22 protein-coding genes are annotated in these 24416 nt (G+C 41.8%); 6 read left to right on the top strand and 16 right to left on the bottom strand.

The window, feature by feature from the left end; all coding sequences use genetic code 11:
* Positions 1-513 precede the first annotated feature (513 nt).
* Entirely contained in the window at positions 514-2742 is a 2229-nt protein-coding gene (locus tag L2740_RS04885; protein ID WP_248948996.1) for an MBL fold metallo-hydrolase, read from the top strand.
* Between the two features lie 144 nt (positions 2743-2886).
* A complete protein-coding gene (locus tag L2740_RS04880; protein WP_248948995.1) occupies positions 2887-3639 on the top strand; it encodes a sporulation protein in 753 nt (250 codons plus the stop codon).
* Positions 3640-3844: 205 nt separating this feature from the next.
* On the opposite strand, the gene L2740_RS04875 is transcribed toward L2740_RS04880, so the two are convergent.
* Positions 3845-4021: a hypothetical protein gene (locus L2740_RS04875; RefSeq protein ID WP_248948994.1), complete on the bottom strand. Its 177-nt coding sequence runs from the start codon at positions 4019-4021 to the stop codon at positions 3845-3847.
* Here L2740_RS04875 and gltS point away from each other — a divergent pair, their 5' ends adjacent.
* Positions 4022-5245, top strand: a complete 1224-nt coding sequence (gene gltS, locus L2740_RS04870; RefSeq protein ID WP_248948993.1) for a sodium/glutamate symporter — start codon at positions 4022-4024, stop codon at positions 5243-5245. It begins immediately after the preceding gene.
* A 76-nt stretch (positions 5246-5321) separates the two neighbouring features.
* Here the strand turns inward: gltS and L2740_RS04865 are convergent, their stop codons facing one another.
* From L2740_RS04865 to L2740_RS04815, 11 genes are all read right to left on the bottom strand, one after another.
* Positions 5322-6212 (bottom strand): DMT family transporter, encoded by an 891-nt coding sequence (locus tag L2740_RS04865; protein ID WP_248948992.1) that lies wholly within the window; start codon positions 6210-6212, stop codon positions 5322-5324.
* A gap of 145 nt (positions 6213-6357) precedes the next feature.
* Positions 6358-7455 (bottom strand): alkene reductase, encoded by a 1098-nt coding sequence (locus L2740_RS04860; protein WP_248948991.1) that lies wholly within the window; start codon positions 7453-7455, stop codon positions 6358-6360.
* A 117-nt stretch (positions 7456-7572) separates the two neighbouring features.
* Positions 7573-7950, bottom strand: a complete 378-nt coding sequence (gene gloA / locus L2740_RS04855) for a lactoylglutathione lyase (RefSeq protein ID WP_248948990.1) — start codon at positions 7948-7950, stop codon at positions 7573-7575.
* A 230-nt stretch (positions 7951-8180) separates the two neighbouring features.
* On the bottom strand, positions 8181-10367 hold the full coding sequence (locus tag L2740_RS04850; RefSeq protein WP_248948989.1) for an OsmC domain/YcaO domain-containing protein: 2187 nt from the start codon (positions 10365-10367) through the stop codon (positions 8181-8183).
* A 245-nt stretch (positions 10368-10612) separates the two neighbouring features.
* Positions 10613-10825, bottom strand: coding sequence for a hypothetical protein (locus L2740_RS04845; protein ID WP_248949083.1), 213 nt, complete (start codon positions 10823-10825; stop codon positions 10613-10615).
* Positions 10822-11466: a flavin reductase family protein gene (locus L2740_RS04840; protein ID WP_248948988.1), complete on the bottom strand. Its 645-nt coding sequence runs from the start codon at positions 11464-11466 to the stop codon at positions 10822-10824. The genes L2740_RS04845 and L2740_RS04840 overlap by 4 nt, the downstream gene beginning before the upstream one ends.
* A 12-nt stretch (positions 11467-11478) precedes the next feature.
* Positions 11479-13128, bottom strand: coding sequence for a cryptochrome/photolyase family protein (locus L2740_RS04835; RefSeq protein WP_248948987.1), 1650 nt, complete (start codon positions 13126-13128; stop codon positions 11479-11481).
* A complete protein-coding gene (locus L2740_RS04830) occupies positions 13125-13292 on the bottom strand; it encodes a DUF2256 domain-containing protein (RefSeq protein WP_248948986.1) in 168 nt (55 codons plus the stop codon). Before L2740_RS04830 ends, L2740_RS04835 begins: the two co-directional genes overlap by 4 nt.
* The gene (locus L2740_RS04825; RefSeq protein ID WP_248948985.1) at positions 13293-14690 is read right to left on the bottom strand and encodes a DASH family cryptochrome; all 1398 of its coding nucleotides are present in this window, start codon (positions 14688-14690) and stop codon (positions 13293-13295) included. It abuts the gene before it with no gap.
* A gap of 102 nt (positions 14691-14792) precedes the next feature.
* A complete protein-coding gene (locus tag L2740_RS04820; RefSeq protein WP_248948984.1) occupies positions 14793-15050 on the bottom strand; it encodes a DUF3081 family protein in 258 nt (85 codons plus the stop codon).
* A 441-nt stretch (positions 15051-15491) separates the two neighbouring features.
* Positions 15492-16712, bottom strand: a complete 1221-nt coding sequence (locus tag L2740_RS04815) for an ankyrin repeat domain-containing protein (protein ID WP_248948983.1) — start codon at positions 16710-16712, stop codon at positions 15492-15494.
* A 510-nt stretch (positions 16713-17222) separates the two neighbouring features.
* Between L2740_RS04815 and L2740_RS04810 the strand changes: the two genes are divergently transcribed.
* Positions 17223-17411 carry a hypothetical protein gene (locus L2740_RS04810; RefSeq protein ID WP_248948982.1) on the top strand — a complete coding sequence of 63 codons (189 nt, stop codon included), beginning with the start codon at positions 17223-17225 and terminating at the stop codon, positions 17409-17411.
* A gap of 95 nt (positions 17412-17506) precedes the next feature.
* Entirely contained in the window at positions 17507-17872 is a 366-nt protein-coding gene (locus tag L2740_RS04805) for a LysR substrate-binding domain-containing protein (protein ID WP_248948981.1), read from the top strand.
* Positions 17873-17930: 58 nt separating this feature from the next.
* On the opposite strand, the gene L2740_RS04800 is transcribed toward L2740_RS04805, so the two are convergent.
* Positions 17931-18365, bottom strand: coding sequence for a ribosome recycling factor family protein (locus tag L2740_RS04800; RefSeq protein ID WP_248948980.1), 435 nt, complete (start codon positions 18363-18365; stop codon positions 17931-17933).
* Between the two features lie 29 nt (positions 18366-18394).
* Entirely contained in the window at positions 18395-19537 is a 1143-nt protein-coding gene (locus tag L2740_RS04795) for a GGDEF domain-containing protein (RefSeq protein ID WP_338056231.1), read from the bottom strand.
* Positions 19538-20191: 654 nt separating this feature from the next.
* On the opposite strand from L2740_RS04795, the gene L2740_RS04790 reads away from it, so the two are divergent.
* Positions 20192-20668 (top strand): acyloxyacyl hydrolase, encoded by a 477-nt coding sequence (locus tag L2740_RS04790; protein ID WP_248948978.1) that lies wholly within the window; start codon positions 20192-20194, stop codon positions 20666-20668.
* Positions 20669-20760: 92 nt separating this feature from the next.
* Here L2740_RS04790 and L2740_RS04785 read toward each other — a convergent pair whose 3' ends face one another.
* Both L2740_RS04785 and L2740_RS04780 read right to left on the bottom strand, forming a co-directional pair.
* Positions 20761-21849 carry a DUF3083 family protein gene (locus tag L2740_RS04785; RefSeq protein ID WP_248948977.1) on the bottom strand — a complete coding sequence of 363 codons (1089 nt, stop codon included), beginning with the start codon at positions 21847-21849 and terminating at the stop codon, positions 20761-20763.
* Positions 21850-22321: 472 nt separating this feature from the next.
* Positions 22322-23953, bottom strand: a complete 1632-nt coding sequence (locus L2740_RS04780; protein WP_248948976.1) for a methyl-accepting chemotaxis protein — start codon at positions 23951-23953, stop codon at positions 22322-22324.
* Positions 23954-24416: the final 463 nt, after the last annotated feature.

The raw sequence follows: 24416 nt of genomic DNA, 5'->3' as shown, positions 1-24416 counted from the left end.
GTGCGGTGTATTACTTGGCGTACTCATAACTAGATTATTTCCATCTTAACTTCACTATTGCCGCAGTAAAACTGGCTAATTTATCGCCATTTTTACGTTTGCGGCGCGCGCACTTAATCCCCAGAACTGCTGTTCTGAAGATAACGATTAAACAATTTCGATTTAGGTCACGAAAGGGGCGCTATTGTAGAGTACTGACGGCCTTAAACATGAGTGATTCTGATCACATATCTATCTATTAGGCATATTAAGTTCACTCTTTAACTAAATAAATGCGCGACATCTAAACTAGCTCAATATTTGCTCCAAATCTTCGAGCTTATGCTCAGTAAAACAAAACACTCATCACAAAATGAAAATTTATGGCATTGCTCGCTTAATTTCTGACGCCCTGAACTGAATATATAGGGAGGAGAAAAATAAAAGGTGAATTTAATGGCTTAAAAATCAAATTTATACCTCCAGTAGTACAAATTATATTTTTGTTTATTAAAGTGATTGAGAACAATAAAAATGACAACAAAGTTTGCTCGAAAATTTGCGACTGAAAAATTACAACAAGCCCCAGCCTGGTGGGAGGAACTACTCATTAGACTAAAGCCAAGTGGTGAGGAACTAGGAGGTACAGGCCTTAGGCTAGCTGTACGCGATGGCTATCTCAACTTTTATCATCAAGGTCAAGCGATTGCAAAAGTAGGCGTCACTCAAAATAACCTGCTGCGCTCAGAACAGCATGTTAAATATGTTTTTGAAAGCGCAACTAGTCAGAAATACACCAAATTAATCGGTGATGACAATTGCATCAAAAATCCAGAAAATGATGAAGAGTTTGCACGATACCTTGGCAGTGAAACATTAGATTTATGGATAGCACGTTCTAAGAAACACAAAGGTGAAGAAAAAACATTCGTAGAACAAGTTGTAGCCGCTAATGAAAATATTATTGATATGGAAATGGGCTTACCTGGCTCAGGCTACCGAATTGACCTTGTAACGATCGAAGAAGACCAAGGGCAAGCTAACGTTGTTCTATGGGAGGCAAAACTAACATCTGACACACGCTGTCGCTCAAGCATAGACCAACCTGAAGTTATTTATCAGATTAGCAAATATCGAGAATTTTTAACTGAAGAAAAAAACCAATTAGAAGTAATTAATGCTTATATTACAGCCTGTAAAGTTCAAACATATATTTGTCAGCTTGCCGGCAAACAGGTATCTAAAACCATTGAAGCTGTAGCCAACGGTACATTACAGCTTGGTTTAGACACTGAGCCAAGGCTACTCTTTTTACATAATCCCAAAAACACTCAAAAAGATAGCTGGTTACCTCATCAACAAAAACTTATTGATAACCAAATTAAGCTACAAGTCATGACTACCGATAGTCATCGAACGCTCCTTTCTGCTGCGGAGCTAGAGCAGTATCAAGCAAACCAACAACTGATTAATACTCAGGTTCATACGTCGGTAACGATATTGCGTGGAGCAGATACTATTGGCGGTAGCTGCATTAAAATCAATCACGGTAATGACGCTATCGTATTAGATTATGGCGCGCCAATTATGGATAACGCAGGAGCATCAATTGATCCTGAATATATTGCTGAGCCATCAATTAGCAACGGGATCCTATTAGATATTCAACAACAAGATCCCAATCCACCGCTAGCCTACATTTTATCTCATGCGCACCCTGACCACTATGGTTTGCTTGATACTTTACCTGACGATGCAAATATCTACCTTTCTAATGGAAGCTATTCGATGATGCATATAGGCAACGTATTTTACCCTCAAGCACTTAGATTTAATCAACTTGAGCGCTGCTCGCAATATTCACCGGGTAAGCCATTCCAGATAGGACCATTCAAAATAACGGCTTATATGATGGACCATTCAGCATTTGGAGCTTGCGGCTTGCTTGTCGAAGTAAATAATAAACAAATCTTTTATAGTGGCGACTTTCGCGGCCACGGCCGCAAAGCCAAAGTAAATGACTATTTATATGCAAATGTAAACCAACCAGATGTCATGCTACTTGAAGGTACCACTTTAGATGATAGACACTCGCAACAATTCCCAACAGAATCGAGCGTTGAAGAAGAGTTTATTCGTCTACTTTCACAAGAAAAGCGCCCTGCTTTCGTTAGCGCCTCTGGAAGCAACATAGATAGATTAGTCAGTTTATATAACGCTACAAAGCGTACAGGAAAAAAGCTCATTATCGACCTTTACCAACTATATCTACTTGTTGAATTGAAAAAACATGCTCCAGGATTGCCTCCTCACAAGGGCGATCATCTGAAAGTCATATTTCCGCACTCACAGTCTCAAGCAATAGAACAACGATTTGGTACCGACTTTTTCAAATACAGTCACCGTCATGTCAATATAGATAAATTGACTGGCTGTGATTACGTATTTCGAATTTCAACATCACAAATGCCAAAGTTTATTGATCACTTTATTAAGCAAGATATTCAGCCACAACTTATTTACTCAATGTGGCTAGGCTACAAGGAAAACCAACCCAGCTTTAATTTGATGGAAGAAAAGTATCAGTTAAAATGGCAATATGCGCATACCAGCGGCCACGCGTATTACGCACACTTGCAAAAGTTTGCTAATTCAATAAACGCCAAATGTTTAGTGCCAGTTCACACCCTCCACCCTGAAAAATTTACCGATCACTTTGCAAATGTAAAGATCCTTAACAATAACCAAAAACTAGATATTTAATTGGTTTGACTAAGACTGCTATGCTATCAAATTGGTAGCATAGCAAGCCTATTGGGTTAGATAATTAAACCTTTACTTTATGTTGAAGCCAATAGGTAGCGGTGCTAGTGTCTGCCTGTCACGTTTTATTTCAAGGAAAGACATATGCTTAAGAAACTTCTCGCCAGTGTTGGTATTGGCAAAGCCACCGTTGATACCATTTTACTTGATGAACAATTACGTGCCGGTGATACCTTTGCTATCGAAGTCGTTATTAAGGGTGGCGATGTTGAGCAACAGCTAATCGGTCTAGAGTTTGCCATTATGGCCGAAGCCAAAGCCGAACAAGAAATCGGTGACAATGAAGTTAAATACAACAAAAGCGTGGTGCTACAAAGCTGGCAACCTAGCCTAGATATCACTATTCAACCTGGCGAAACCATCACTCAGCAATTTGAGTTAGATCTTCACCCAGAGATCCCCGCCTCTAACTTATTTGGTCAGCGTATTGCAAAAGTATGGCTGCAAACTGGCTTAGATATTAAAAACGGTATCGACGGTAGTGATAAAGACCCGCTAACCATTGTGCCTTCAAATACTCAGCTTGCGGTTTTAGAGTTTATTGAAAATAGCGGTTACCGTTTATTTAAGTCAGATATTGAAGCTGGCTATGTGCGCGCACATAATTTCAGTTCACACTTACCTTGTTATCAAGAATACGAATTTAAACCTGAGTCACGCTCATTCTTTGGTGCTAAAGAGCTAGAGGTCACCTTTGTTGATAATGGCGCAGAGACCGGCGTGCTAATTGAAATAGATAGAGCATTTTCAGGCGATGGTTATCACAGCGTTTCTATCCCAAACCATTGTGACAGCGTAGCAAGCGTTAGACCTTATATTGAAAGATTACTGAGCTAATAAATTCAGTAACACTAATAAGCCAGCTATTACAGCTGGCTTTTTGCACTAAAAAGTCCCTTCCATGTCAAATCATGTTTGAAATTTGCGCAATCAAGACGTAAATATTTAGTTTTTGCGCAGTGCAGCATATATCACTATTTCCTTAGCCTACATACCTCTCAGCGCCATAAAAGCTGCTAGCGAGTTCAAATATAAATAAAGATTAATCTAAAACGCTCACTTTATCAGCAGCAAGAGATATCCCAGTGATAAATAAGTGTGGCAGTATAGCTCGCCCCCAAATAGGCATGACAATATAAAAATACCCCAACAAAAATAAAAACTTAGTAACAAAAACAAGGTTTTTTATAACGCCTTTATCTATTTTGCTAGGAGTCATATGAATACAGTCTTTACTATTGGCGAGCTAGAATCGTTTCTAGTCGCAATTTTAGTGCTATTTATCGGCCACATGGTCAATCGTTATGTCCCTGTTTTAAAAAAATATAATATTCCCGAACCCATCGTTGGCGGACTTATTATTGCTGCAGTGATCACCGCCCTACACTTCAACAATATTACCGTTGCCTTTAGCTTATCGATGCAAAACACTCTGATGCTGATGTTTTTCAGTACCGTTGGTCTCGCAGCGAATTATAAGTTATTGCTAAAAGGTGGCAGTAAGGTGTTTATCTTTTTAGGTGTCGCCTCCCTGTTCATCGTTATCCAAAACGTTGTAGGTGTCAGTCTGGCTAACCTATTAGGGCTTGAGTCCTTTATGGGCTTAATCGCAGGCTCTATTACCCTATCGGGTGGACATGGTACAGGCGCAGCCTGGGCAGATACCTTCCAGACTGAATACGGCATCAACACGCTTGAGTTTGCCATGGCAGCGGCTACTTTTGGTTTGGTAATGGGCGGCATTATCGGCGGCCCAGTTGCCCAGCGACTTATCAATAAGAATAATCTAGTCTCTAGCTATGGTATTGGTGGGAATCACCATACAGACCACCCAGATCTGGTTACCTATGATCAGCTTGAAGAAGATAGAGTGACAGCTAAAAGTGTATTAGAAGTCTTATTTATCATGCTGCTGTGTGTGGCGGGTGCTAAATGGACTAGCGCATTAATTGAAGCGGTCGGTGCTAGCTGGTTAAAGATGCCAGAATTTGTGTATGCACTGTTTATTGGTGTGATTATTACCAACTGCACAGAGCTGTCTCGCAGCTACAAAATTAACAGTGAGTGTGTTGATGTGCTGGGCTCCGTTTCGCTTGCCCTGTTCTTATCAATGGCGCTAATGAACCTCAAGCTATGGGAAATTTTTGACCTTGCTATCCCACTACTGATTATCTTAGTGGTGCAAACAGCGGTGCTGGCGTTATTTGCTTATTTCGTCACATTTAAGATTATGGGCAGCAATTACGACGCGGCAGTGATGGCTGGCGGTCACTGTGGTTTTGGCCTAGGTGCCACACCAACAGCGGTTATGAACATGGGCGCCTTGGTTTCAAGAACTGGCCCGTCACCACAAGCCTTTATGGTGGTGCCAATTGTAGGTGCATTCTTTGTCGATATCGTCAACGCGCTTATCTTAAAAGGCTTTATGATTTTTGTTGGCTAACTATCACTAGTTCCAAAAATTGTCTAAGCACACAGTAAAAAGCCAGCTAAATTAGCTGGCTTTTTTTAATCCATCTTTATGCTGATTGAGCTAACTCCATCTTTGCCAGCTCAGCCTTAGCATAACGTCTAGAGAGCTTGATATAGATAATCAAAGACAGAAAAATTACCCCGCCGCCCAGCAGCTTTTGCGGCTCTAAGTTTTCACCAAGCACGCTAATACTTAGTAATAAAGTCCAGATAGGCTCTAAAATCATTAATAGCGCCGCGGTTTCCATGCTGACTTTATACTGCCCCATGGTTTGTAATAAATAACGCACTGAAGTTGCAATAACGGTTGATAACACGAACCACACTAGCAATTGGTTAGAAAACTGCACTGCATCAGGCTCTGTGTATAGCGTGTATAACAAGCCGACTAAGCCAACAACAAACAACTGCAAACAAATAGAGACTAACGGCTTAAGGTTGCCGCTAATACGCTTGTTCATAACAAAGTGTACCGACAACAATGCCGATGCGAGCAAGAACAATAACTGGCTTGGCTCCATCTTCCAGCCATTGGTTAAGCTCATTAACATCATGCCGCTAACGCTGACAGGCAGTGCGATCCAAAAAGCCCGATTGGGCTTAACTTGAAACAGTAACCAAGCCGTTAGCGGGGCAATAATCATCGCTAGACTCATGATAAATGCGCCCTCAGATAAGCCATCACTTATCGATACCGCATAAATCCATACTTGTAATGCTAAGCCTAAAAACACCCCGACTCCGCAAGCCGACAACACTTGCTTAGCGCTTAACTTAAGCAAACTTTTATAGCAAAAAGGCACTAAAATCAGGCTTGCGAGTATAAATCTGCTCGCAATAAACATTTCTCCCGCCATCGATTGCACCACAACTTTTGAGGCAATCCAGCCCATTGCGGCCAATAAGGTGGCGATAAAAAGATACAACACTCCGCGCATTCTGAGCACTCTTAAAAAGAAGATAGATACGTTATTTTGATATGGAGAGAAGTGACGACATCAAAATAGTCAGCATAAAAACAAAATAGCAATCCACATGGGATTGCTATTACTGACTATTTTAAATTAGGAAGTGTAGCTAATGCTACTGATTATATTCACTGTAATCAGTTAAGCCTTTTTCGCCACCACCAAACAAGGTCGCAGGGTCGTGCGTAGCAAGCTCAAATCCATGCTTAATGCGATTAGGTAGATCAGGGTTTGCCACAAACGGACGCCCAAAACCAATCATATCGGCTAAACCATCTGCGACAGTTTGCGCCGCTTTATCAGCATCATATTTACCGGCGTAAATGAGTACACCATCAAATGCATCACGTACTGCACGTTTAAAAGTTGCAGGAGTTTCAGGCGCATCGTCCCAGTCCACTTCTGCAAGATGCAGGTACACAATGTTATGCTTGTTAAGTAATGCCGCCGCTGCGGTGTAAGTCTGTTCAGGAGTGGCATCAACTGTGCCATTTAGCGAGGTAAATGGCGCTAAACGCACACCGACTTTGTCGCTGCCAATCGCATCAACCATAGTCGCAACCACCTCATCTAGAAAACGTAAACGGTTTTCAATGCTGCCACCGTATTCGTCAGTGCGGTTATTCGCTTCTGAATCAATAAACTGATTTACCAAATAGCCGTTAGCTGCGTGCAGTTCAATGCCATCAAAGCCAGCTTCAATTGCATTTAGCGCGGCTTGACGATACTGAGCAATCACCATTTCAATATCGGCTTTAGTCATTTCACGCGGCTCAACCACTTCAACGAAACCTGGCTCATCAGTGCCATTATCGATAAATACTTTTACGCCTTGCGCTTTTAATGCCGATGATGAAATTGGTTGCTCACCGCCAATATTATCAGGATGTGTTACGCGGCCAACGTGCCATAGCTGAGCAAATATAACCCCGCCTTTTGCATGCACTGCGTCAGTGGTTTTCTTCCAACCGGCAATTTGTGATGGGCTGTAAATACCAGGTGTCCACGCATAGCCTTGGCCCATTGGTGAAATTTGCGTGCCTTCGGCAACAATTAGCCCAGCCGATGCTCGCTGAGCGTAATAAGTCGCCATCATGTCGTTAGCTTCATTACCTGGTTGAGTTGCACGTGAACGCGTCATTGGTGGCATAACGATACGATTATTAAGTGTGTGGCGACCTAATTTTACTGGTTGAAATAATGCGTTTTTCATTTTCAATTCCTCTTTGCTTCTACTCAGCCTATAAGAACATAAGCCTGCTGCTAGCAGCTGAGTAGGAAAAATATTGATGTGGGTAATGAGCTCGTAACGATAAAGTATCGCAATCAACTAGCTAAGTTGGATCAGCTCAATTTGATAGCCATCAGGATCGGTAATAAACGCAATATGAGTTGAGCCGCCTTTCACCGGGCCGGGTTCACGTGTCACGTTACCGCCAAGCGCTTTAATCTTGTCGCAAGCGCTATAAATGTCATCGACACCTAACGCCAAGTGACCAAATGCAGTACCTTTTTCATAACTGTTTGTATCCCAGTTATAGGTCAATTCGATTGTCGTGCCACCAGCTTCATAGCCAACAAACACTAAGGTATAGCGATACTCAGTATTTTCGGTTCTTTCAAGTACGCTCATGCCCAACACTTTGCTGTAAAACTCAATTGATTTGTCTAAATCGACAACACGCAACATAGTATGTAAAAACTTCATCTTTAGCTCCAAAACACATTCGCTGTTCTTGCTACAAGGAGTAGCTATCACTCGAGCGTTAGCAATCTATGGCCGCTATATTAAGGCAATCAAACTCAGATAAATAATTATGATATTTTCTTATAATTATAATTTTTTGTTATCAATAGAAACAAAAAAGCGAACCGTTTAATTAACAACGGTTCGCTTTAATCGGACTAAATTTGATTATTTAGCGTGCAGCTGAGTACCTACTTTGCAGCAGCCTTAGCGCGGGCGCTATGCAACTTCTTGTAGCTTTCAATTAAACGTAAGTGTGGCTCAATCCCTTCAAGGGCCATACTGGTTTTAGTTAAGCCGTAGAAACGCACTTCGCCGCTTACTGAGCCGACTACATTTTGCATGACATCGATGCCGAACATACGGTTAAAGTTATAGATGAAGTGCTCAAGCTCAAGCTCTTCGTCTAATTCAACTTCAAGTACCGCACTAATGGCTTGATAGAATAAGCCACGCTCAACCGTGTTATCGTTGTATTGTAAAAAATCACCCACTAGCTCTAGTGCTTCTTCTGCTGCGCCCAGTGCTAGATAGATTAAGATCTTAAGTTCAATAATGGTGAGCTGACCCCACACTGTGTTTTCATCAAACACGATACCTATCATGGTGCGGATGTCAGTATAGTTATCTAGCTGGCTTTCTTCTAAACGGTTAACTAAATCCACTAACTCTTCATCAGATAATGAATGTAGATTTAAAATGTCTTCACGGTATTCCAGCGCCTTGTTGGTGTTATCCCAAATCAAGTCATCAACTGGGTACACTTCAGAAAAATCTGGCACCAACATACGACATGCTGATGCACCGAGTTGATCAAACTCAGCGGTATAAACCTCTTTACCCAAGTCAGCCAAAATGCCAAATAAGCTGTCTGCTTCTTCTTGGTTGGTACCAGAGAAATCCCACTCACAGAATTCATAATCAGCATTGCTGCTAAAGAAGCGCCATGAAATCACACCGGTTGAGTCAATAAAATGCTCAACAAAGTTTTCAGGCTCAGTGACAGCCATGCTGTTAAAGGTTGGCTTTGGCACATCGTTTAAGCCTTCAAAACTGCGGCCTTGTAGAAGCTCTGTTAAGCTACGCTCTAATGCCACTTCAAAGCTTGGGTGCGCGCCAAATGAAGCAAATACACCGCCAGTTTTCGGGTTCATTAAAGTCACGCACATTACTGGGAACTGGCCACCTAGTGATGCATCTTTAACTACAACTGGGAAGCCTTGCTCTTCAAGACCGTTAATGCCAGCAAGAATGCTTGGGTACTTTTCAAGTACGCTCATTGGCACTTCAGGCAGGATGATTTCTTGCTCGATGATTTGGCGCTTAATCGCGCGCTCAAAGATCTCCGACAAGCATTGAACCTGCGCTTCTTGGATGTTGTTACCCGCGCTCATACCGTTACTTAAGAACAGGTTCTCAATCAGGTTTGACGGGAAGTACACGGTTTCGCCGTCAGAATGGCGAGTATAAGGAATACTACAAATACCGCGGTCGATATTGCCCGAGTTAGTATCAATCAGATTTGAACCAGCAAGCTCACCTTCTGGGTTGTAGATCTCAAGGCAGTATTCATCAAGAATGCCAGCTGGCAATGAGTCATCGTCAGTTAACGCAAACCATTTCTCGTTCGGGTAATGTACAAATTCACTGTTGGCAATCTCTTCACCAAAGAACTGATCATTGTAGAAGAAGTTACAGTTTAGACGCTCGATAAACTCGCCAAGTGCCGAGCACAGTGCGCTCTCTTTAGTTGCGCCTTTACCGTTAGTAAAACACATAGGTGATGCTGCATCACGAATATGTAGCGACCACACGTTTGGCACGATATTGCGCCATGAAGAGATCTCAATCTTCATGCCTAGATCAGCCAGCATGCCAGTCATGTTAGCAATGGTTTGCTCAAGCGGTAAATCTTTACCTAATATGTAAGTGCTAGCATCGCTGTCATCTTGACCCATTAGCATCGCATTAGCGTCTGCATCTAGATTCTCAACAGTTTCAATCTTAAATTCTGGGCCCGTTTGCACCACTTTTTTCACGGTACAACGCTCGATTGAACGCAAAATGCCTTGGCGATCTTTATCAGAAATATCGTCTGGCAATTCAACTTGGATTTGGAAGATTTGGTTATATCGATCTTCTGGATCAACGATATTGTTTTGCGACAAACGAATGTTTTCAGTCGGAATGTCACGCGCTTTACAATACACCTTAATAAAGTAAGCCGCACACAAAGCAGATGATGCTAAAAAGTAATCAAATGGACTCGGTGCAGAGCCATCGCCTTTGTAACGGATTGGCTGATCAGCGGTGACGGTAAAGTCATCGAACTTGGCTTCTAATCTCAAATTATCGAGAAAGTTAACTTTGATTTCCATTAGATATGATTTCCACTTTGTTGCGAGCGTGCCTAAAGAACAAGTCTAGTGTATGAGTTGTTTGCTCAATAATGAGCATGTTACTCAACAAGTGTTTAGGCTAAATAAACGTATTGGGGAATTATCGGTGTTTTTTGCGCATTAGTCTTGGGTTAATTAACTAAAAGCGCAGATTACGGTAAATTAACGCCCTACAAACGAGCTAATTAAGAATACTTTATTGAAGATAGCTTATTGAGAATAAACTATTGCTGTTGTTCTGATTCACGTTTAACTAAAACAAAAGTCAGATACATTTTGGTCGGCAGCGACAACACCATGCCAAAGGCCACACATACAGCGCTAATGACAATACCGCTAACGCCCATGGCATGAATTGTGTCGTTAAAATTATGTAGGTAGATCCCCAGTAAAATTAAGCAGAAAACAAGCCCGTTGAATGAACTAAAAGCTATCAGCTATCTATCGAAAGAGTCACTAAAGCTTTGTCAGGTTTAGCGTAACTTAAACGCGCTAGCCTTTGAGTATGGTGATAACTATCAAGCCCAGAAACAGCCACGGTCCCCAGCGCTTCAATATCCACATAACCGTCTGCCTTTAGGCCTGATTCATCGACAATAATATGCTTAATCTCACCTATCACTAAAATAGTACCGTTAATTGCCAGTGGCATTACCTCGCGCAAATCAAGGGAAAACTTTAACAAGCTCTGAGCCACAAACGGCGCCTCAATACCTGCGACCAGTTCAGCAGAAAGCCCCACTTTATCGAACTCTGACACCTCTGGCGCATAGCGCGCAGATGTTTGGTGCGCCTGCCGATAAATATTGGCTGATACATGATTAATGGTATAGCAGCCCATTTGTTCAATATTGCTTAATGTGTCGCGGGGCACGCTATCTGGGCGAATGACCATGCCCATTAATGCAGGGCTAGCCCCAAGATGAAAACATGAGCTAATAATCGCCACATTATTACGCCCATCCTCACTGCAGGTGGCGACTAAATTTGCGCTTTTAAATCCAGACAAGCTATTAATCAAGCGTGCCCGATTACGTTGTTCCATCTGCTCAATATCAGCAAAATTAATATGTTTCATTTATCAATATCCTTATAAATTATCGATATTTCGAATCAAAAACTCTGCACGTTGCAAAATAAGTTGCTGTGCTTCAGGCGGCTTTTTTAGCCAGTTGGCGTAAACCATACGCGTGCGTGGATTGGCTTTAAAATCGTCAATATGTTGCTGCATAAAGTGCCAGTACAGTGCATTCAGCGGACAAGCATTATCACTGTGACTTTGCTTAACCTCGTACTGACAACCGCTGCAGTAATCGCTCATTTTGTTAATATAATTACCGCTCGCTGCGTAAGCTTTGGAGCCAACGATGCCGCCATCGGCAAACTGACTCATACCACGGGTGTTAGGCATTTCAACCCACTCGATAGCATCGATGTAAATCCCCAGGTACCAAGCATCGACTTCATCAGGGTCAATACCAGCGATTAAGCAAAAGTTACCGGTAACCATTAACCGCTGGATGTGGTGTGCATAAGCATAATCAAGGGATTGCTTAATGGCCTGCTGCATACAGTTCATGTTGGTATTACCGCTCCAAAACCAACTTGGTAACTCACGCTTAGCGCCAAGATGATTCAAGCAGGCATACTCAGGCATATTGGCCCAATAAACTCCTCTGATAAATTCACGCCAGCCTAGAATTTGCCTTACAAAACCCTCAATTTGCGCCAATGTAATCGCGCCATCTGCTTGCTGATAAGTCGCGATAGCGGTATCAACGACGTGCTGCGGGCTGAGTATTTTGGCATTGAGGGCAAACGACAATCGCGAGTGATACAGGCTCCACTGCTTTTTGTATTCTGGAGTCGTGACTTGTTCAACTTTGGCGTCTGAGGCAGGCGCTAGCGCTAATTCGCCATTAACAGGCGCTGCGAGCATGTCTAACTCATGGGTCATTGCATCTTGAAAACGTCCAAAGTTAGCTAAACAGTGACGACAAAAATATTGCAGTAATTCATTAGCTTGATGACGTGTGATAGGCCACAACAGCGAGCTATGAGCAAGGCCAATGGTTTTAACATTGTGGCGCTTAAGCCGGGTTAAAATATCGCTGACATCGTTAGTAAACATTAGTGGTGCAGGTACAACTGCAAAATCCGTAGCTTTGAGCTTTTGCCGATTTTCAGCATCATAATTCCACTGACCACCAGCAGGTTCATCCCCCTGCATTAATAGCTTAAACCGACAACGTAACTTGCGATAGAAATGCTCTAAGCGATGCTTTTTGCCCTCAAAGAAGTAATCCTTTAACTCAGAGTCTGATAAATAGAAATGCTCAGTTTCAAACGCCATAGCAGGAATTGATAGCTCGCGACAAAACAAGGATAGCTGCTGACGCAGCCGATATTCATCAGGTAACTGATAGTGAAACTCGCGAACCTGATATTGACTCATTAAGCCAGTTAACAAAGCAGGTAAATCTTGATATTTTGCGGTGTCATCTAAAGTTAAGTGCAATACCCTGTGCCCTGCATTACGCAAGGCGTTGGCAAAGGCCTGCATAGCCGCAAAAAAAGCACATACTTTTTGCACATGATGTTTTACATAGTCAGTTTCTTGCTTGAGCTCTGCAAGCACATACAAGGTATCGTCATCTTGCTGTTGATACCAAGAGTGAGCAGCATTGAGTTGGTCGCCCAATATTAGCCGCAATCTTTTAGCAGGCTGGTGCTCACTCATTCCCTCTCCTTATCAGGCTCAGTGTTAATCGCTCTATCTTTCTGACCTGCACAGCGCTTAGAGCAATACTTAACTTGCTCCCAATCTTTACGCCATTTTTTACGCCAATTAAACGGCCGTAAACACACAAGGCATACTTTGGACTCCAGCTTTGAGTGACTCAACTAGGCCTCCGATTTAGCTGGTAGCGTGTCAGATTGCAGCGGCCAATCAGCTGCATCAACTGAGTCTAGCGCTTGGCTGCTATTCACCTCTCCCTGCCACTTAGCGATAAATTCGCCATCAGGATCATAAATCTCTGTTTGTTTTTGTAGATTAAAATGGCGACCGCCGCGGGGGTCGACACCAACGCCAGCTATGTATTGCCAATTACCCCAATTAGACGCCACATCATAATCAACCAATTGCTGCTCGAAATAAGCTGCGCCATAGCGCCAATCAAGACCAAGTTCGTGCACCAAACAACTGGCGACAATCTGCCGTCCTCGATTAGACATATAACCAGTGGCATTAAGTTGTTTCATGCAAGCATTAACTAACGGATAAGGCGTACAACCTAAACACCACTTGGTAAAGCGCTCAGGGAAATAGCTGGTTAACGGCGCAGTAGCAGCTAAACCTTTAAACTGAAATAGCGCTTTACCCAAACGCAGCGCTAACCAATGAAAATACTCGCGCCATAGCAGTTCAAAGCCTATCCAATAGCTTGAATCACTTGGCCCTTGCTCCAATTCAAAGTGTTTCAGTGCGCTCCATATTTGCCGAGCTGACAAATTTCCATGAGCAAGATATGGGCTAAATTTGGTGGAATTGTCAAAGCCATCTAGAGCATTACGAGTCGCTTTATAGCTGTGAGGCAGTGAGGTTAAAAAGTATTGAGTTAAATGTGCTTGCGCTGCTTGCTCACCTGCTTTAAAAAATGTGCCTGTCGGCGCACTATTATCTGATAGCCAAACGTCACTTACTTTAAAGCGCTGTGATGCCAAAGATAAATCCAACGCCTGCACGGGCCGCTGCGGCCAAGTTTCACAAGGCATAGCAACGGTTAACAATGACTTTTCTAGCTTGCGACGAAAACAAGAAAAGCTGCTAAACGCATCAACAAGCGAGCTTATTTGCTCAGCGCTAAATAGACTATTGTTCCAGTTGGCAAGAAAACTAACTTTGCTATTACTGTTTTCAGCCCCGCTCCATGCAGATGTTAACTTATGCCAACGACTTTGCTCCTCAGCTCCCACTGAAGCAGTGTATCCCAACAGACTGAAACCTTCGTTGTTAATTAGCTCCGACAATACCGTTACAGGCTCACCAAATAAGATGTGTAACTGGTGACCTTTTGCGTGTAATTGCTGCTGAAGATCAAGCAAGCTATGAATAATAAAACTAAGGCGATGCTTTCCTAGCGAAGCGTGATGATAGCGCTGAGCAATAAAATCCTGTGGATTGAAGATATAGACCAAAGCTACAGACTTACATTGCTGCAGCACATAATTTAGCGCTTGGTTATCGCTTAACCTTAAATCATTGCTGAAGCAAAAGAGTGCTTTTTGATGCTGTAACATGCGCTTGCCTGTAAAACGACTAGGTAAGCGCTAATACGTACCAACCTAACATTTAGATTAGTCTTTTAAACAATATGACTAGTTATGTTTATTGACTATTGATTATTGCGGCTGACTAAGCTGCCTAAAGCGATTATCTACCAGCGAGTTGAAGTCATTGTAGGTCAGACGTTTTTGATACTCATAAGCAAAGCGGCCATGAAAAAACAGCGTCATGACGAGATCTTTGTAACCCAAATAGCAGGTATAACCGTCAAGATCATGCCATGCACTTAAACCATCACAGTAATATTTACCGTCTCGATTGATACCATTAGTGATGACATAATTAAAAACAAAAAGATGCTTTGATAAAGACATAAATAGCTCATCTGTTTATTAACTATTGCTGCAAAGCAATCGCTATGAATTGCTAGACAACTGTAGTTTTTTCTAAGACACAATCGGCCTTTACCATTTGCAATACGACAACTTAGTGCCATTAGTTCAATTCAGGGATGACTTACATTCACGCCAATGAGCAATTTTAGTTGTTATAGTTTAATAAGGGCGTGATGAGAACCTTTTAAAAGGATGGCTATCCCTTAAAACTAGCCGCTTAAATCCGAGGGAAGGATTGAGCTGTCATCGAAAGTTAACCGGAGAAATTAGCGGAAAGTGATAGCCTAAATAACTCAAATTAATCTAGAGTTTACGGCTAATGTGTTCAAATATAGGTATTTATACAAGTAATGCACAGAAGATAAACCCGCTAGCCTAATTACAGGTTTATCCCTACTAAATATGACTCTAGAACATAAGCTAAGCTAACTCGGCCGTTAAATGACTCGGTTTCAAGCCAGCCTCTGACATTGCGCCAGCTAATATGTCGATTAGCTCATGGTGCTCATAATCAAAGACTAAATCCATTGCAGTTGAATTATGCATATTCGCGTGATTGATAGTCTCTACGGCACCATTAGCAAGCAGCAGTTCAACAATCGCTTTGCGTTCACTATAGCGAGCCATAACCGCATGAATAAGCGCTGTATTGCCATTTTCACTAAGTGCATTAATATCTGCCCCAGCTTGCAGTAATACCGCCACAACCTCTGCAGTGCTATTTCCTGCTGCCGCCATCAGCGAGCTTTCACCTTCATCCACTGTACCGTTTACATCAGCGCCCTTAGATAACAATTGCCTAATCGTCGACAACATACCGTTATAGCTAGCAATATAAAGCGCTGTGGTTCCGTAGCTGCCCACTTGGTTTGGATTAGCACCCGCCTCAAGTAGCAAACTCACAATCTCGGGCGTACTACTTTTAACTGCATGATTAAGCGGTGTGTTGTTATACCAGTCAAGCTTGTTCACATCCTCACCAGCAAGGAGCTGACGTCTAACGGCGGCGCAATCGTCATCTAAAATGGCTTGAATAAGCGCGGTAAAACCGCTTTCATTGAAACCCTTTTCATCGAAGCCATTTTCATCAAAACGATCGTCGTCATCGTCATCAAAATCATCGTCCTCGTCGCTCTCATCATAGTGATAGCTAATATCAGCGCCAAAATCAGGATCTCGTCCTTCAACATAGGCGCTCAAACCAGGCCAATTGCTGCGGTCGCTAAAATCATTAAACTCTACAGCCGACTCACTAGGTGATTTATCAATTAACTCTTCTAACAGCTGTGTTGACCACTTAAAGGTATCAATCGGAGTTCCTAAGCAGTTGTGATGAAAAACTGCGATTTGCGCGATAACATCATTCTCAGCAAAGGCGCTAAGTAAGATATTGGCAAGTGATTTGACCTCGTCAACTTCACATTCAAGACTGAGTAATAACAGCTGTTTATCTAGTTTAAAGGCGTATATATCATCATCTAGATGATCAAGTTTGGGGATCAGCATTTTTATCGCGCTTTCGCTGCAGATATTTAGCTTGATACTGATAAAATAGGGCTCGTCATAATCATCTAATCCAGCAAGATATTCACGTAAAACATCTTCTAGTTCCAATCCATCGAAAATATTACTGCTAAGCATGTAAACCTCATTTTCTTATTTCTGCCTGGTTAGTATCAAAGCAAGCGTAAAAACCTGTAAACATTAGCAAAATCACTGCGAGCCTATGGCTCAAACTCGAACGAGCTAAGAGTATTCCTTTGCATATTTGAGTTCAAGCAGGCTTTTTATCACAAGCAATTGAGCAATAGCAGGAGATGAATAAACGCACAAATATTGTGCAAAAGTGCTGGAGTTGAGCTTTAAAACATTAAAAATGGTGTCATTGACTACAAGGAGCGACAGTTTTTATACAAAACGCTAAAAACTCCTTTTAAAACCCAGACAGATAGAGATTTGTGTCGAAGAATGCGACTCAAAAACTCATTAACTTTGTAGCTATTGATTTAGATCAATGAGTACCTAACGCTTTTAAGGTCATATAAAGGTGAGCCTGATCACGCAATTAAAATTCAGCTTTCAAAGCGAGTTCACAAAAGGCCGTTTTATCCCAATAAGAAAATAATGAAACCTAAAATATAAAGGTGCCCTATGGAACTGCTACCAAATTGTTATACCGATCTTTGCGTTAATGGAAAATGGTTTCACTATGACCACGGTGAAAGCTCTGTTTTTATGCTTAATGGCAGTAAGCCACTGACCTTTGAGCTTGAATCTTTACCGACAACTGAAGATGAGCTTGAACAGCATTTATCGCATATTTCTAGCAAGTTACTTTAAGTGTTAATCCCGCTACTCAGGTTGATTGCTTTAGATTAATTTAATACCAATCAGCTAAAAAATAGGCCTGCTACAGGCCTATTTAAATCGTAAGTTTGGGAGCTCTTGCTTCACCCGCTGAACATCAATTATTAATCATTAATCCAACCAATAATGATCCACGGCTGTCAGTTACTTCAGAGCAAGGTGAGCAACAACTGATCAAACAAAAGCCACGCTTACTTGTTGATGATTACGCCATGCTCAAGCAAGCACTTATTGATGGTTTAGGTGTAGGAATATTGCCAGCGTATCTATGCAAAACAGCTGTAGAGACAGGCAAACTAGTGCAAGTGCTACCGCAGTGGGGATTAAAGGGAGTTGATGTTTATGCGCTATACCCAAAGAGTCGCGCCAAAATCCCAAAAGTAAGAGCGTTTATTGAGTTTGTGACCGAACTCTATGCCGATATACTGAACTAAAAGCTGCAAAACCAAATGCTCCTCAAGTCTCAATAATAAAAGGATTGTTCTAAAGACACTACCAAGAGTCAGCATCAAATCGCGCAGCCCTTGCCTCACTTAAACTGCAATCAGTTAAATGCATCAATTCAGCTAAAGTGATATTAGGATTAGCCGTTATCAATCGAACCAGCTTCGCAGCTAAGGGCTCTAATTTATCAGCATGACCAAGTAATGCGGTATCGACTTTTTGAATTAAATAAGTCAGTTTTTGCGGGCTCAACGTCAGGTTATCTGCTGTATTGTTCTGCGGGGAGGTTAAGCATACCTGCTTCAGCTCTGCGCTAAATTGCTGCACAGCCATCGGCACTCCTGTTAGCGCCCAGTTTCGCGAGCGACGCACCCGCTTTAACTCACAGCGGTACTGCTTTGCAATAAGTTGCGCATGCTTTACTGGCTCACGACCTATTCTGTGAATTAATGAAGGCAGTGCAATGCTAATGTTGTCGCTCAATGTTTACCTGCCTTCTATATAAATACAAACTAACTACAAACTTGGTTACGGCCTTTTTTCTTTGCCTTATATAAGGCTTGATCTGAACGCTTCATGGTTTGCTCAAAGGTTTCACCATTTTCATGTTCGGCAACCCCAATGGATATAGTAACACTTACCGTTTTAAATTGATTTCGACTCTGGTCTTTACTTCGAGTCGCTTTAGACTGGCTCTTACGTTGTTCATCTCGAAGCACAATGTCATAGTCTTCAACAGCTTCTCGCACTGCTTCAAGGTGCTCTAATACCGACTGCACATCTTTACGAGAAAATATAATGGTGAACTCCTCACCACCATATCTAAATGCCTTACCACCGCCGCGAACCGCCGCGATTTTGCTCGCCACTAATTTCAATACTTGATCGCCAACATCGTGACCATAGGTATCGTTAAACTTCTTAAAATGATCAATATCGACCATAGCCACACTATACTTTCGCCCTAATGACAGCACCAAATTAAATAATGCTCGGCGCGATGCTAATCCTGTTAACTCATCTCGATAAGCCAAGAAATAAGAGTCACTCAGCACGGTTAATATATACAGAGCGGCCAATAGGGTCATCGATATCGAGAGTGCCACTAGCTCTGGTGCTAGGAAGTGCGCCCCCCATAAAATCAAACTAATAAAAATGGAGGTATGAACTAAGTTTGCCCGCCACAAGCCAAGGATCCACACTAGCGAAACACATAAATACAAAGGCAACAAGACTCGAAAGTTAATCTGGCCATTGGCAGGTAAATAATCATCCAATTGTTGTTGGTATTCGGTATTAAACCAAACCCAGAAAAAACTGGCAGCCATGCATACGGTAATGCCAATTAGGCGTATAAAGAAGTGCGGCGACAACACGCCTCTATCTTTAATAAATGCAAACCAGCTAATCACTAAGCCACCGCCAAGCAGAATTTGTTGCCAGTACAACTGTTGCTCTGCACTGCTAGCAAGCTCAGTGCTATAGAAATAGTATCCCAGTAGTAATAGTGCCAAATACCCTAAGCGACTGCGATTAAATTGCAATGCGATAATGATGGCTGCAGTTAACAGCCAATAAGGAAGTTGATCGATGATCTGCTGCCACTGCTGCAAATTGACTTGATAAAAAGAGATGGCAGCCAATGCTCCAGCCACAAATAAAACCGGCAAAAGGAAGTAGCGACAACTATGGTAAAAAGCAGACAAAGTAAACCTCAATATAAACCGAATTAAATGCATAACACTGCGCTGCAGTGCTAAATATTCAGCTCAACACCCTTTGTCGAATATGGGGATGAGTAAACAGCAGTAATTTGTAACTCTATACTAAGACGACATTTTTAGCACAAGATGAAATGCAGTTCAGCATAAAAACGACACCACCACTGATTGCCTTTATCAGAAACAGCATAAACCAACTAACCTTATACCAATCAGTATAAGAATTTGATCTACTCAGAGCGATTTTTGGCAAACTAATTCAAGGCGAATAGCTGCAAGAATGGTTGTTCCCTTATAAAGCTAATCAACGCAGAAGTAGGCAGCCCAAAACGCTCCAAAATGGCGAGTTTTAGCGATTCTGATGCCGTGTTAACGAGCTTGAACGTAGAACAACTATGCCCTTTACTCGTTGCCTTGCCTCAAAACCGCTAAACTCTCGCTGAGTGACTAAATGTTTATACTGATTGGTATTAATACTGATTCGCCTAGTTATTAACTAATGGCGCGCTTGTGCCTGTAGGAGTTAAGGTGAGAATATTCGCTCTGATATTTTTGTGTGTCACATTGTCAATTTTCACTGTGACTAGCATGGCAAACTCCAGTCTCGAATTCGCCTATGGAGTTGTTCCAGCCAAAGAAAGTGGCTCTAATCGAGGTGATACTTGGCGACTTTCTTACTCTCATGATTTAACCATACTTGATGACTTTTTAAAGCCATATAACATAGGGTTAAGATTAGAAACCTCAATACAGCGCTGGGGTGATGTTGGTCATCAAGCCAATCATGTCGTCAGCTTGAATCCTGTTTTTCATTATTTATGGCATTTTGAACCCATGTCAATTTTCATTGAACTGGGTATTGGCGCGGCTTACGTTGAAAACTCGATTTACCTTGACCGCAATTTAGGCTCAAATTGGTTATTTGAAGATAAAATAGGTGTTGGTGTCATAGTCAATGAACAGCACAAAATTGGTTTGTTCTTTATGCATTATTCAAATGCCGATCTGGCAAGTCATAACGATGGTGCCGACTCGATAGGACTAAGCTACGGCTATATTTGGTAGGCTTACTAGTGCGAGCGTATAACGAAAAATGCCTTTACTGGATAAACCTAAATTATCTTCCAGCAAAGGCATGTTTTATTGTTAATTTAAGCTTACTTACCAAGCAATTGCGCCGGTGCTTGATAACTAATGTGCTGATGGAAGCGAACGATTAAGTCTTCACGCGACTTATCAAACTCAAGCTCTGCAATAAAGCTTTTCAGTGCTTCTTCAACGCGGTTTAAGTAACGGCCTAAACCGCCCTCTTTTGAATCCTTAACCTCTGCAGCAATCGTGAAGCTGACCATTTCAACTAGGCGATTACCGTCCCAATGGCGAATAAACTGTTGCTGCTCAACATTAGGATCAAAACCAAGCATTTGCACTTCATCGGTGCCATCTACCTGATCGTACTTACTGTTACGAACAAGCGGTGTTAAGCCATTGGCAACCATAGCAATATGCTTCAGCTGTTTACCTGCAGTCGCCGCAATAAAGCTGTCTTCGAGCTTTTGATATAAAGGCGTGAAGTCATCGGTGTCGGCTGCCAGCAAGGCGTTTTTAAGTTTACGACCTAAAGGCAACTTTACGGTCACATAGCATAAAGAGCCATGCCCTTCAGGCAATGGGCATTCACGTGCCTGATAGCGGTTGCTGATTGAACGTAACTTATAACCGTAACTTTCTTTATTGCCTTTAGATTTAGCAAAGAGATCATAAGACAGATGCTGGTGATCACGGATCTTAACCTTAAGCTCACTTTCAGGCAGTTGTGGCATTAGCGCTGATAAAAATGACTGCACCTTAATGTGGAAATTTGCAGAGTTACTGCGAATATCTTCACCCGTTGCCAAGAATACGATTCTTATCTTACGGGCGCGATAATCATCTTTGCTGTGTAAGGTTTGCGCCTGATGGTATTCAGGATTGTAAAAAAAGATAATCTGCTCTGCAGTTGGAAAACTGTATGCTTCTGTGTGAAAACGTACAACTGGCAACTTGTCGTTAGTTATAACGTGCACGTTATAAATCTCTTGCTGCTCTGCCAACTTAAAAATACTGCGGCTTAGGGTCTGATAACAGGTTTTATAATCAGGATAATGTGCCAACAGAGCATCAGTTACTAGAATTTCTGCGGTGATATATTGATTACTACGAACGTCCTTGGGTATATACACTTTTTGCTGATGACTTAGGGCCATAAATACTCCTTGTAATAAGTTACCTTGCATAGCGGCTGCTTATATTAGCGACAAACTATGACGAAAATCCTGCGATAGAACTCACTTTTATCTGCTGGCTATATAATACGCTGTGAATATGATTTTATTCTTAAAACCCTATAAAAAATGCGTGATTTAAGCAGAAATTTTAAGCATCAATTAACCGAGCTTAATATGGATAAAAACAGCTAAACTAAACAAGAAAAAACAAAGGCCTGCCAAGCTAGGTATTCTAGTTGTCATCCAGTTAACGCTAGAGATAGAGAAAACAGGAGAGCTAATGGCGACTATAGTCAGTAGCAAATTCGTTTGAAAGTAGAATCCTCATAAAGAATAGCGATCAATATAAGCAGTAAACCGAACTCAAAAGCCGACACCACGAGGCTATCTGCAATTGAATTCAGCCGCTACTAACACTTATCTATAGCTAAGTCACATTGTGCTCAAATAGTTATACCGTGCGGAATCGACGGATAATATCGGCCAAATTAACCGCTAGCTGGCTTAACTCATTACTCGACTGAGACACCTGCGCTGTGCCATCACTCACTCGACTAGCTGCATCACTAATATTAATAATATTCTGACTAAGCTCTTCTGTAACAGCTGTTTGCTGCTCAGTGGCGCTGGCAACTTGAATCGCCATATCATTGATTTGGGTAATTGCTGTGTTGATATCACCAATGGCTACGCTAGCGCAGTTTGCCTGCTCAACACTATGCCTCATTTTATCTCTGCTCGAATTCATCACGTTAACAGCGGTTTGCGAGCGGTTTTGCAATAACTCAATAGTCGTTTTAATTTCATGGGCAGAGCTTTGAGTGCGGCTCGCTAATGTACGCACTTCATCTGCAACCACAGCGAAACCACGGCCTTGCTCACCCGCTCTCGCCGCCTCAATTGCAGCATTAAGTGCCAATAAGTTAGTTTGGTCGGTAATATCCGAAATCACTTCAACAATTACTGATATTGCATCAGTATCTTGTTGTAGCTGACTTATTACCTCACTTACTGCGGTAATTTCAGATTCAGATTCGTTAATAGCGAGCATAGTATTAGCGACCACACGGCTGCCACTGTCAGCCGCGTTTACCGCCAGTAACGCTTGCTCTGCAGTTTGATTAGTATTGCGGGCAATTTCGGTAATCGAGGTTTGCAGTTCAGTCATAGCCGTTGCCACCTGATCAACCTCATATTGTTGCTGCCCCACGCCGTTAGCAGACTCACCAGCAATAGTACTCACCTCTTCAACCGCCGCAGCCAATTGAATTGATGACGCGCCAATTTGTGAGATCATATCTTGCAATTGATTACGCATTGTCAGTAATTCATTGGCCATTTCATTAAACTCACGGCTATTGAACTTTGTCATGTCGATATTAGCGGTTAAATCACCTGCAGCAATCATAGATAGTGCAGATTTAGTCGCATGCAATGGCGACAATATACGTCTTAATAAAAAGGCTGCGGAACTCACAAGCGCAAAAATAAAGATTATTGCGACAATAATCGTAGTGCTATTTAATGACTCCATTGCTTTGTCAGCTTCGTGCTTAGCTGCTGCGACTTTAGCGGCTTGTTGCTCCATCAGCACAAAAATACCTTGCTCGATATTATTGTAAATATGCCACGCTTCCATCGAGCTTAGCATTTCACCTGCAGCAGCCGCGCCTTGATTGCTGTCACTGGTTAAAAACTGCTTATGTAGCTGGCTAAACTCATTCACAGCAGGTTTAAGTCGGTTAATCTTCGCTAACGTTTCAGCACCAACTGTCTGCTGAGCGCTAAGAATTATGTCATCAATATCAATAATCTGCTGATCCAAATACTCACGTGATTCTTCACTTATCGGTGAAGCCTGTACTCGGCGCAGGCTATAGCCTAATTGCTCACGGCGCAGCCCAGAAACTTTATTGAGTAACTGAGCGATTAAGCCGCTCGTCTGGTTCTCATGCTCTAAGGTGTATATTTGCGCTTCTAATTGTTTACTATGGTATTTGATAATCCCAAGCGACAGGGCAAATATCATTAATAGGCTAATAAAAATCGTGATAAGTAATTGCTTGATGGAAATATTAGACATACTAAAACCGTTTTAACCGACATAGGCATATTAAAAGGGCTGAAATACTATCAGCTTGTTCAATATAAACTGTGATCGAACAGGGATAATTAAAGCACTAAAACCTATGACTAATTATTTCAAGCTTAATAAAGTTTATGCTGATATAAAAATAACATATTCTGTCGCTAACATTTATTATTTATACATCTAACTAGTAGTACACGACAAAAGACTAATTTAGTAGGGCGAATATAAACTAGAGGAAATTAACAAATTTAAATAAATTAAGCCCTTCCCCTATAACAGCATTTAACTTCAATATAAGCCGTAGCCAATATAGAAACGATATACATAACCAATTGAGGCAACTAAGCTCGTCATCACAGCTAACATAAAGTGGATAAAATCCAAGAAAAAGCCTTTGGTAATATTGTTTTTAGCCGAAGATTTAGGCAAGCTTTGCTAAGATTTATCAAACATA

It is taken from the genome of Shewanella pneumatophori (assembly GCF_023283895.1).
GTDB classification, from domain to species: domain Bacteria; phylum Pseudomonadota; class Gammaproteobacteria; order Enterobacterales; family Shewanellaceae; genus Shewanella; species Shewanella pneumatophori.
This window is presented reverse-complemented; position numbering and strand designations above follow the sequence as displayed.

Bases quoted from the DNA above. Each gene is read 5' to 3' on its own strand.
- L2740_RS04885 (WP_248948996.1), top strand. From the start codon at position 514: ATGACAACAAAGTTTGCTCGAAAATTTGCGACTGAAAAATTACAACAA.
- L2740_RS04780 (WP_248948976.1), bottom strand. From the start codon at position 23,953: ATGTCTAATATTTCCATCAAGCAATTACTTATCACGATTTTTATTAGC.
- L2740_RS04850 (WP_248948989.1), bottom strand. From the start codon at position 10,367: ATGGAAATCAAAGTTAACTTTCTCGATAATTTGAGATTAGAAGCCAAG.
- L2740_RS04810 (WP_248948982.1), top strand. From the start codon at position 17,223: ATGGAACTGCTACCAAATTGTTATACCGATCTTTGCGTTAATGGAAAA.
- L2740_RS04815 (WP_248948983.1), bottom strand. From the start codon at position 16,712: ATGCTTAGCAGTAATATTTTCGATGGATTGGAACTAGAAGATGTTTTA.
- L2740_RS04880 (WP_248948995.1), top strand. From the start codon at position 2,887: ATGCTTAAGAAACTTCTCGCCAGTGTTGGTATTGGCAAAGCCACCGTT.
- L2740_RS04840 (WP_248948988.1), bottom strand. From the start codon at position 11,466: ATGAAACATATTAATTTTGCTGATATTGAGCAGATGGAACAACGTAAT.
- L2740_RS04860 (WP_248948991.1), bottom strand. From the start codon at position 7,455: ATGAAAAACGCATTATTTCAACCAGTAAAATTAGGTCGCCACACACTT.
- L2740_RS04785 (WP_248948977.1), bottom strand. From the start codon at position 21,849: ATGGCCCTAAGTCATCAGCAAAAAGTGTATATACCCAAGGACGTTCGT.
- L2740_RS04825 (WP_248948985.1), bottom strand. From the start codon at position 14,690: ATGTTACAGCATCAAAAAGCACTCTTTTGCTTCAGCAATGATTTAAGG.
- gloA (WP_248948990.1), bottom strand. From the start codon at position 7,950: ATGAAGTTTTTACATACTATGTTGCGTGTTGTCGATTTAGACAAATCA.
- L2740_RS04875 (WP_248948994.1), bottom strand. From the start codon at position 4,021: ATGACTCCTAGCAAAATAGATAAAGGCGTTATAAAAAACCTTGTTTTT.
- gltS (WP_248948993.1), top strand. From the start codon at position 4,022: ATGAATACAGTCTTTACTATTGGCGAGCTAGAATCGTTTCTAGTCGCA.
- L2740_RS04820 (WP_248948984.1), bottom strand. From the start codon at position 15,050: ATGTCTTTATCAAAGCATCTTTTTGTTTTTAATTATGTCATCACTAAT.
- L2740_RS04790 (WP_248948978.1), top strand. From the start codon at position 20,192: ATGGCAAACTCCAGTCTCGAATTCGCCTATGGAGTTGTTCCAGCCAAA.
- L2740_RS04835 (WP_248948987.1), bottom strand. From the start codon at position 13,128: ATGAGTGAGCACCAGCCTGCTAAAAGATTGCGGCTAATATTGGGCGAC.
- L2740_RS04865 (WP_248948992.1), bottom strand. From the start codon at position 6,212: ATGCGCGGAGTGTTGTATCTTTTTATCGCCACCTTATTGGCCGCAATG.